This window comes from Sulfurimonas sp. (assembly GCF_032250635.1).
Classification (GTDB): domain Bacteria; phylum Campylobacterota; class Campylobacteria; order Campylobacterales; family Sulfurimonadaceae; genus Sulfurimonas.
The window spans coordinates 1-1,544 of the sequence record NZ_JAVVFL010000273.1; the positions used below are offsets into that span (position 1 = coordinate 1).

A 1,544-nucleotide genomic window follows, 5' to 3' on the forward strand; every position below is an offset into this window, starting at 1 on the left:
GAGAGTATCGCGGGAAAAAATTACAGCGCAAAAGATGTAAAAAGAGATAAAAGTAAAAAAAAGAGATAAATTTTTTCTCGTATTATAAAAGTTTAATTAAATTTTTACTATAATCACAAAATATTTATGAGACAGGGAGTACACCATATGGGTGAATTGTTCACATTTTTCGGTCTGATTTCTCACGATAAGACTTTTATCTACATGACGCACATGCTGCTTTCAGCCGGCATTGCTTTGATGCTTGTTAAAATGGCTATGTCAAACTTAAAAATGGTTCCAACTGGAACTCAAAACGTAATGGAAGCGTACATTTCAGGCGTTCTTAAAATGGGAACAGATGTAATGGGTCAAGAGAATGCTCGCCGTTATCTTCCTCTTGTTGCAACTATCGGTCTGTTTGTAGGAATTGCAAACCTAATAGGTGTTATACCTGGCTTTGAAGCTCCGACTGCATTTTTAGAGTTTGCTTTTACGCTTGCACTTTCTGTATTTATCTACTACAACTATGAGGGTATTCGCCGTCAAGGTGTTATCAAATACTTCAAGCACTTTCTTGGACCTGTTTGGTGGTTATACTGGTTGATGTTCCCAATCGAGATTGTTTCTCACATATCTCGTTTGGTATCTCTTAGCTTCCGTCTTTTTGGTAACGTTAAGGGTGACGATATGTTCTTGATGGTAATCCTTATGCTTGCTCCATGGGTTCTTCCGTTGATCCCATTTGCTCTTCTTACTTTTATGGCATTCTTACAGGCATTCATCTTCATGATGCTTACGTATGTTTACCTTGGCGGAGCGATAGCTGTTGACGAACACTAACGGCTAGACACCATGCAAAAAGAGAAATTCGACAGAATTATTAGCTTTTTGCTTGGAGCATCGTGGGCGATTGTCATCTTCGGTGCTCTTATAACCTTTCAACTCTTCTCTTTTTTAGGCTTTTCACTCGCTCTTTTTACTACTATAACCTTTATAGTTATCTCATTCTTTTTAATCTTAACACTTGACGCTTTTGTTATAAACAGACTAAGGCTTGAAGAGGCAAAGAAACATACACAACTCTTAGAAAAAATCTACTCTAAACATACAAAATAGCTTCTATGAATAAGCAGCTCTCATTTGTTTTTACACTTCTTTTACTGCTTCTTTATCTATTTTTTGAAAATGACCTGACTCTAAATCAAGAGCCAGAGAGCACCAAAAAGGATGAAAAATATTATCAGACTAAAATGTGCACCGAGTTTGGCGGCGAGATGGAGCACGTTTTGTTTGATAGGACAGGAGTCGATTGTTTAACCGGTGAATATGCCATAGAGGTTGATTTTGCCAAGAAGTGGGCAGAGGGAATAGGGCAGTCGCTCTACTACGCCGAAGTTACAGGCAAAAAGCCGGTTATCGGGCTTATTGTCGGATATGGCGACGAGAAGTATCTCAAAAGAGTTCAGAGGGTTGCGGATAAATTTGATATAAAGATTATTGTTTTAGAGAAGTAGCAAAATTGTCTAAAATGTGCAAACTTGATTGCGACCATTCTCTTTTGC

3 protein-coding genes are annotated in these 1,544 nt (G+C 38.0%); all 3 read left to right on the top strand.

What is annotated here, in order from left to right; translation table 11 throughout:
- Window positions 1-147 precede the first annotated feature (147 nt).
- From RQ763_RS11690 to RQ763_RS11700, 3 genes are read left to right on the top strand one after another with little or no spacing between them, the layout of a single operon-like run.
- Window positions 148-822 carry a F0F1 ATP synthase subunit A gene (locus RQ763_RS11690; protein WP_314153167.1) on the top strand — a complete coding sequence of 225 codons (675 nt, stop codon included), beginning with the start codon at window positions 148-150 and terminating at the stop codon, window positions 820-822.
- 12 nt (window positions 823-834) lie between these two features.
- A complete protein-coding gene (locus RQ763_RS11695) occupies window positions 835-1,098 on the top strand; it encodes a hypothetical protein (protein WP_314153168.1) in 264 nt (87 codons plus the stop codon).
- 5 nt (window positions 1,099-1,103) lie between these two features.
- Window positions 1,104-1,496, top strand: coding sequence for a hypothetical protein (locus tag RQ763_RS11700; RefSeq protein WP_314153169.1), 393 nt, complete (start codon window positions 1,104-1,106; stop codon window positions 1,494-1,496).
- Window positions 1,497-1,544: the final 48 nt, after the last annotated feature.